This window comes from Sulfuricurvum sp. (genome assembly GCF_022759005.1).
Taxonomy (GTDB): domain Bacteria; phylum Campylobacterota; class Campylobacteria; order Campylobacterales; family Sulfurimonadaceae; genus Sulfuricurvum.
The window spans coordinates 5,700-12,651 of the sequence record NZ_JAEMQA010000089.1; the positions used below are offsets into that span (position 1 = coordinate 5,700).

General features: G+C 43.4%; 7 protein-coding genes and 2 pseudogenes. 1 reads left to right on the forward strand and 8 read right to left on the reverse strand.

The genetic code is table 11. From position 1 onward, the window contains the following. Positions 1 to 149 precede the first annotated feature (149 nt). The 4 genes and pseudogenes from argS to JHC35_RS06110 all read right to left on the reverse strand — a co-directional run bounded on the left by argS (position 150) and on the right by JHC35_RS06110 (position 4,120). A complete protein-coding gene (gene argS, locus JHC35_RS06095) occupies positions 150 to 1,730 on the reverse strand; it encodes an arginine--tRNA ligase (RefSeq protein WP_295043023.1) in 1,581 nt (526 codons plus the stop codon). 102 nt (positions 1,731 to 1,832) lie between these two features. Then, positions 1,833 to 1,976 (reverse strand): annotated as a pseudogene (locus JHC35_RS09320) (twin-arginine translocase TatA/TatE family subunit); the annotation flags it as partial. A gap of 99 nt (positions 1,977 to 2,075) precedes the next feature. Continuing rightward, the gene (gene gmk / locus JHC35_RS06105; RefSeq protein WP_295043027.1) at positions 2,076 to 2,699 is read right to left on the reverse strand and encodes a guanylate kinase; all 624 of its coding nucleotides are present in this window, start codon (positions 2,697 to 2,699) and stop codon (positions 2,076 to 2,078) included. Next, positions 2,696 to 4,120 (reverse strand): hypothetical protein, encoded by a 1,425-nt coding sequence (locus JHC35_RS06110; RefSeq protein WP_295043029.1) that lies wholly within the window; start codon positions 4,118 to 4,120, stop codon positions 2,696 to 2,698. The genes gmk and JHC35_RS06110 overlap by 4 nt, the downstream gene beginning before the upstream one ends. Positions 4,121 to 4,195: 75 nt before the next feature. Between JHC35_RS06110 and JHC35_RS06115 the strand changes: the two genes are divergently transcribed. Beyond that, positions 4,196 to 4,672: a hypothetical protein gene (locus JHC35_RS06115; RefSeq protein WP_295043031.1), complete on the forward strand. Its 477-nt coding sequence runs from the start codon at positions 4,196 to 4,198 to the stop codon at positions 4,670 to 4,672. Here the strand turns inward: JHC35_RS06115 and fliR are convergent. The 4 genes and pseudogenes from fliR to JHC35_RS06135 all read right to left on the reverse strand — a co-directional run. Further along, positions 4,664 to 5,428: a flagellar biosynthetic protein FliR gene (fliR, locus tag JHC35_RS06120; RefSeq protein ID WP_295043033.1), complete on the reverse strand. Its 765-nt coding sequence runs from the start codon at positions 5,426 to 5,428 to the stop codon at positions 4,664 to 4,666. The genes JHC35_RS06115 and fliR overlap by 9 nt on opposite strands. A 3-nt stretch (positions 5,429 to 5,431) precedes the next feature. Beyond that, a complete protein-coding gene (locus JHC35_RS06125; protein WP_295043035.1) occupies positions 5,432 to 6,073 on the reverse strand; it encodes an ABC transporter ATP-binding protein in 642 nt (213 codons plus the stop codon). A 322-nt stretch (positions 6,074 to 6,395) separates the two neighbouring features. Beyond that, positions 6,396 to 6,551: a hypothetical protein gene (locus JHC35_RS06130; protein WP_295043037.1), complete on the reverse strand. Its 156-nt coding sequence runs from the start codon at positions 6,549 to 6,551 to the stop codon at positions 6,396 to 6,398. A 183-nt stretch (positions 6,552 to 6,734) separates the two neighbouring features. After that, positions 6,735 to 6,952, reverse strand: a pseudogene (locus JHC35_RS06135) (elongation factor Ts); the annotation flags it as partial.

Consider the following 6,952-nt stretch of genomic DNA (forward strand, 5'->3'; position numbering starts at 1 on the left):
CCGATACCGACATGGCAAAAGCGATCAAAGAGTTCCAGCAAAGCAATCTAAAATTGGATATGACTCAAATTGCGATCGCACATCAAAACGATCTTCTGCGACAAAACGTTACGAGACTATTGGGATAAAAAAGAAAGAAGATCGAATGATTACATTCGATCTTTTGCTTGAATTCCGAGAAGCGAAAGCCCTGTTTTAATCGAGAGGGCAACGACAAGGAGGAGCTTAAGCAATGCCGCTTCATCTTCGCTTCCGATAATACGGGTATCGTAGTAAAATTTATGCAATCTTCCCGCTAATACTTTCAGATAATCAGGAAGTTTTTGTGCTTGACGCGATTCAAACGCATCGTCAATGATTTCCGGCAACAACAATGCTTCAAATAACAATCCGTCCGCATCACTACTCAATCCATGCAAATGGGCAGCCATAATCTCATCCATCCTCTTTTCGCTTTTTGCGATCAACGTTTGGATACGGGCATGCGCATATTGGATATAATAGATCGGGTTCGAACTGTCTTGACGTTTCAACTCTTCGATGTCAAATTCGAGCGCCGTATCGCATTTTTTGGATGCAAACATAAAACGCAGAGCGTCTGATCCGATCTCCTCTACGACGTCACTCATGAGAATCACCGTTCCCGCACGTTTGGACATCTTGAACGGTTCGCCGTCTTTGAGAAGACTCACCATTTGTGAGAGGAGCACTTCGAGCTTGGACGCATCGTATCCAAGATAGGTGATTGCCGCTTTTACACGGGCGATATAACCGTGGTGATCCGCTCCCCAGATATTGATATAATCCTCAAATCCGCGCTCAAATTTTTGGTTATGATAGATAATGTCTCCGGCGAGGTATGTCGGACGGCCGTCTTCACGGACGACAACACGGTCATGATCATCACCGAGCTCAGACGAACGGATAAAAGTTTTCCCTTCGTTGACGTAAACGCCCTCGCCCATTTTCGCCATGACACGATCCCACTCATCGTACAATGACGCTTCACTCACAAAGGTATCAAACTCAATGTTGATCGCTTTGAGATCATCCACGATGAGAGCCAAAATTTTATCTTTTGCCCACAGTGCCAGCTCTTTTTGACGGCTCTCATCACGCAACGCCTCTGCGCCGAAAAGCTCAACAACCTCTTTGGCCAAATCACTCAGGTATTCCCCGCGATAGTATTTTTCCGGCCATTCGACGCTTTCTCCCAGCAAAGAGCTGCGCCCTTCGAGCTGTAACGATACGCCGAGTAGATCAATTTGATTCCCCGCATCATTAACATAATACTCAGCGGTAATATCGTAGCCCAGATGGCGGCCGAGACGGAGCATCGTATCCCCGTATACCGCACCACGAGCATGCCCGATATGGAGCGGTCCTGTCGGATTTGCACTGACGAATTCGAGAAGGATTGAACCTTTTTTATCACTGCTTCCAAACTGCTCACCGTGACTCAAAGCCCACGATGCATACTCATCCAAAAACGACTCGGAGAGACGAAAATTGATGTACCCTTTGACCGATTCAACCGCACCAAACATCTCATGTTCGTTAAACGATGCAGCAATCTCCTCGGCAATCGCCATTGGAGATTTTCGTAGCTCTTTTGCAAGGGAAAAAGCGATTGGGGTAGCGAAGTGACCAAAAGAGCGATCTTTCGGTTTTTCGAGGATAACGTCACAATTAAATTTCTCGCGCAACAGCGCACTGACTCGCTGCTTCAAGGCTTACGCTTGTGGTGTAGTTTTTTGAGTTTCTGCTGTTGTCGTTGCAGTAGCATCAACTTGTTTCGGAGCTTCGTGAGCTGTCGGTGCAGATGCAGTCGGTTCTTCGTCTTTCATCTCTTTTTTGAAATTACGGATCCCTTGTCCAACGCCTTTTGCAAGCTCAGGGATTTTTTTCGCTCCAAATAGCAATACAACGATTGCAAGAACTATTAACCAATGACTTCCGCTTGTAAAACCACCCATAGGTATTTCCTTTTGTCCATTAAAAATAAATTGGAGCAGTATAACGGTAGATTGCTGTAATCGTCCTTATGAGATTACCCATATCTTTTTGTTATATCTTTAACTTTGTTCTTCCCACTGGTGGACAAATTCGTTGATTTGCAACGTCGGAATTTTCATCCGTGCCGCTTTTGCGATCGAAATCAAAATCTCCGATGCCTCTTCCAGATCATCATTCACGACCAAGAAATCGTATTCACTAATCCGTTGCACTTCCCGTTTTGCCATTTCAATACGACCTTCAATCACCTCTTGAGTGTCAGTCGAACGGGTATAAAGCCGCTTTTTGAGCTCTTCGAGTGTCGGAGTGGTGATAAATACCGACGTCGTAATATCACTGAGTCTATTTCGGACGGCATCATGCCCCTGAACATCAATGTCAAAAATAACCAGTTTTCCCTCTTTAAGCGCTTTTTTAACCGGTCCAAGGGATGTTCCGTAGTAGTTGCCGTGAACTATCGCATACTCCAAAAACATCTCTTGCTCAATATCTTTTTTAAACTCATCTACGGTGACGAAATGGTAATGAACCCCGTCAATTTCACCCTCTCGGATCGCTCTGGTGGTCGTCGAGATAGAAAAATAGGTGGGTCCGATATGATCTTTGATTTTATTGATAAGGGAGCTTTTTCCCGCTCCGCTAGGTCCTGATAATACCAATATTGCCCCACTGCTTCGATTCATGCGCCATTTCCAAAATTAATATTAATACTGATATTCATCCCTTTGAGAGATTTTGCGACATCCTCGTTTGAGAGGGCTTTAAGAAGGGCCTGAAGTGCTTCAACCCCTTCAGGATGGGCAGCTGATGTTTCTGAAGGAGCCGGTTTATCCGATACTTCTTCAAATGCGTCATCCTCTTTATCTACGCTTTCAATGGTATCCGAAAATTCCTCTTGTGCATCGAAACTCTCCTCTTTGACCTCTTCTCCGATAGCACGTTTGAGTTCTAACTCATCGAGCATATCCAATTCGTCCAAACCGTTCATAGATGCTTCACCCACTTCCTCACTCTCAGGTAGATCCAAATCCAGATCGGCCATCAAACTCTCATCCAAATCTTCCGGAGAGAGTTCTTGTTCCAAATCTTCACTTTTTAATCCGCTAACTGCATCGTTGATTTTAGCCTCAAGCGCATCTAGATAATTATCCTCATCGCCAAGTTCAGGCAAATCCATCTCTTCTAACATGCTATCATCGAAATCCAATTCTTCCGGCAGAGCAGTCTCTTCATCCATCGGCTCTTCGCCAAACTCAATCGGTTCTTCGCCCAAAAGTGCCGTCTCGTCAAATGTGTTCGCATCCTCAAGATCAGAAGGGAGCTCAATCGCACCGAATTCCTCTTCGTCCAACATCGCTTTATCGGTTGTTTCTTCGGCATTTTCCAAGGCTTCTTCACCAAGCAATCCCTCAAAGTCAAACTCTTCTTCGATAGGTTTTGTTTCCGAAACATCATCAAAATCAATCTCGTCCATCGACTCCATAATTGCGTGATCATCCGATTCCGGCGCATGAATATCTTCGACAATAATATCGTCTATAGCCGATTCGGCATCTTCCAAAAGCCCTTGAACTTCTTGAACCTCTTCTTTGTCCAAAACGCTCGTTTCAGGGAGTTTTTCGTCTATCTCGTCTAATCCGCCGAAATCAAACTCTTCATCGTCAAATCCTTGCATCTCATGCAATTGCATATCTGAGGATTCGAGTTCCGGCAGGGCATCTTCAAGATTGATGGAATAAACCGGCGGTGAGCTTTCTGTGCTCTCTTTGAGCGGGTTGGATCCTGCCTCTTTCTTCTCAATATGAATGAGCAAATCAACCAAATCGGTCGGCAAAAACGGTTTGTTAATCACATGATCGAATCCGTCCGGTACGGCATTGCCACGTGTCGCCATTAATAATTTGCTTTTTACGTCAATTCTATTGTTCAACGATTCAAACGTATCGTCACTATACAGTGCATCATCCATAATGAGCAAATCGTATTCTGATCCTTCGATCTCATCCACACTCCACACGACAGATAATTCATCTTTTGTTTTCTGAGCACTGAGAGCGACCAGTTTGCGAACTACCGGATTATCGTTAAACAACAAAATCTTCATTGCTACCCCTCTTGAAAATATCTTTCTTGTTCAATTATACGCTAAGTGGTATCATTGTAACTAAAAAACCGTTAAATGATAAAATTTCTGATCCCTCTTTTTGTTTTTGTTGCCCTTTATTCACAGGAATATCCCTATCTTTTCCCCGATCATCACACTCGATTTATCCATGAAATAAGCCAATCCATCAAAAAGAGCTCTTCGGTTGTGATTATTAGCAATCAGTATCATCACCCCTCCCTGTCTAAAGCCATTATCGCCTCCGCAAAGAAAGGGGGATCAATCAAATTTATTCTCAACGATCCAAAAGGGGAGCCTCTCTCCTTGATACAGTATCGCAATATTGATCTATTTCTCTCTACCGTTGCCCTCAAACAAACCGTTATTATTATTGACTCTACATTAGCGTGCAGTGCCAATGCCCCTATTGACGAAGATCTATTCGCTTCACGCCCTATTACGATGCATTGTACCGATTCATCCGATGAGATTCGCAGACTTGATCGCACCATGCAACCGCTAATACACGCATCAAGAAACTATTTAGAATAATTTTTCGAGGAAATTATACGCACTTTGGGTTTGGGAAGTAACAATCATCAAAGTGGCACCTAACGTCACCATCAATACGACGAACGACACGGCTATTTTAATCGGCATACCGATTACCAACAAGTTAAACTGAGGCATCGTTTTCATCAACATTCCGAAAATGAGATCCGCCAGCATCGATAACGCCGTAATCGGAAATGCGATCATAAAACCGACGACGAACATATTGGTCATGGCATGCATGATGTATTGGAAAAGGGACTTTGTGATCATAAACCCGCCCAGAGGAACCGATGAAATAGATGCCGATGCATATAAGAGTATCCAATGGTGCAAATCAAAAATCAATAAAATCATTAGGGCCAATAGCGCCAAAAATTGATTGACGATCGGCATGGATACCCCTGATTGCGGATCAATCGCCGAAGCAAGAGAGAACCCCATCATAAAAGAGATTTGCCCCCCTGCAAACGTAATTACATGGTACGCCAGCTGCAATACGACCCCAACCGCTAAACCGAAAAGCATTTCACCTAAAATCGCAACGGTCAAACTCAGTGCATCGGTAGGAATGTGTAGCGGAGGGACAACCCCGAAGAAAAAGACGGTAAAGAAAAATGCCATTGCCGCTTTGATCGATATGGGGATATTCATATGAGAAAAGATAGGAACCGCCATAAAAAGGGCACTAAAACGGGTAAAGAGCAAAATAAACGCGACGGTACGCTCTTCGCTGAATATTTCTGCCCACTCCATGCGCTACACCTCTTTCAAGCTGTGATCTTGCATTCGATAAACATGCGTGCACCGTTTGGCTAGCGCTTCATCATGGGTCACCAAAACCAATGCGGCCTGATGTGTCCGTAGATAATCATCAAAAATCTCCATCACCTCCAATGCCGTCGAATGATCCAGATTTCCCGTAGGCTCATCGGCAAAAATCAAACGGGGCTTTTTGGACATCACCCGTGCAATCGAAACACGTTGCTGCTGCCCTCCGGAGAGTTCGGTCACTTTTTGGTTAATCACTTGATCAATACCCAAACGTTTTAGTAATGTGGGATCAATCACCTCTCCAGATAGCAGAGTTGCCACTTCAAGGTTTTCATAAGCGCTAAACCCTTTGAAAAGATAATGGCTTTGGTAAATCATCCCTAAATCATTACGGCGCAGTTTGACGAGTGATTTATCATCCATACTATAAATATCGTTTCCGAAGAGCTCTACGTTCCCTTTTAGGGGATGCAAGAGTGAAGATAGAATATGCATCAAAGTTGACTTCCCGCTTCCGCTCACACCGACAATGGCCATCGATTCACCCGCATTGAGAGAAAGAGAGACATCCTCAAAAAGGGGATAATCGAATGAATGGGAAAGTGAAGTTGCTTTTAAAAGTGTCATAGGGGAATTATAAAGGAAATTAGATTAAAAAGGATGAATAGGGAGTAATTATTCTAATCTTGACTTTTAGACTTCTTTCGTTATAATTTTGACGCAATAACACTTTTCCGTATCGTTAATGGAGCGGTAACACTGAGGCTGAGGGGTTTACGCCCCTTGCCCCCCTAAAATCATTTACCCTTCGACATTTAAAGCGATTTTTGAGTATTTTTTTCCTTGCTCCTACTCTCCTGAGTTGGAGCAGTACCTTGTATTTTCTGTGTGTATGCATTCCCACTCGGAGAGTGGGAACGAGGGGTAGACTGAGACGATTAAAAAGAAATTAATGGCGGAGCGGTGTTTTTGAAGAAGATAAATACTCCGTATCATCAGTCTCTGAAATAGATACTTCTAATCGTTTGTTTTGAAACATCTCTCTGAGCTTATCAATAAATGCGTAATTTAACTCGTTGCTGTCGAGAACAAAATGGGCGTTCATATTATCCCCTTTCCTTTTATTTCTTAACTATGATAATTTGAAATATTATAGCAATATAAGATTTTATTTGCAAATATTCTGTTATCTGCTGTGATGAAAATATATGCAGTGAGAAAAAATGTTTAAGGGGCGTAAAAAAAGAAATATTCCCGCTAATGCGGGAATAGATAAATGGAATTTGGCTTACGCCATTTGTGCAGCGACTTCGGCAGCGAAATCGTTGACTTGTTTTTCGATACCTTCACCCACTTCGTACTTGATGAACTCTACGAGCTCAGCCGTTCCGCCGTGTTTTGCCGCCTCTTTTGTGATCGCTTCTGCAACCGTCATAGAGTCATCCATAACGTAGTTTTGATCCAAAAGTGCCAGCTCTTTATCCAAAGTTGTATTGTCCGCTACGA

Coding starts and splice junctions, on each gene's coding strand:
- gmk (WP_295043027.1), bottom strand. CDS start 2,699: ATGAATCGAAGCAGTGGGGCAATATTGGTATTATCAGGACCTAGCGGA.
- JHC35_RS06110 (WP_295043029.1), bottom strand. CDS start 4,120: ATGAAGATTTTGTTGTTTAACGATAATCCGGTAGTTCGCAAACTGGTC.
- JHC35_RS06115 (WP_295043031.1), top strand. CDS start 4,196: ATGATAAAATTTCTGATCCCTCTTTTTGTTTTTGTTGCCCTTTATTCA.
- fliR (WP_295043033.1), bottom strand. CDS start 5,428: ATGGAGTGGGCAGAAATATTCAGCGAAGAGCGTACCGTCGCGTTTATT.
- JHC35_RS06125 (WP_295043035.1), bottom strand. CDS start 6,073: ATGACACTTTTAAAAGCAACTTCACTTTCCCATTCATTCGATTATCCC.
- JHC35_RS06130 (WP_295043037.1), bottom strand. CDS start 6,551: ATGAACGCCCATTTTGTTCTCGACAGCAACGAGTTAAATTACGCATTT.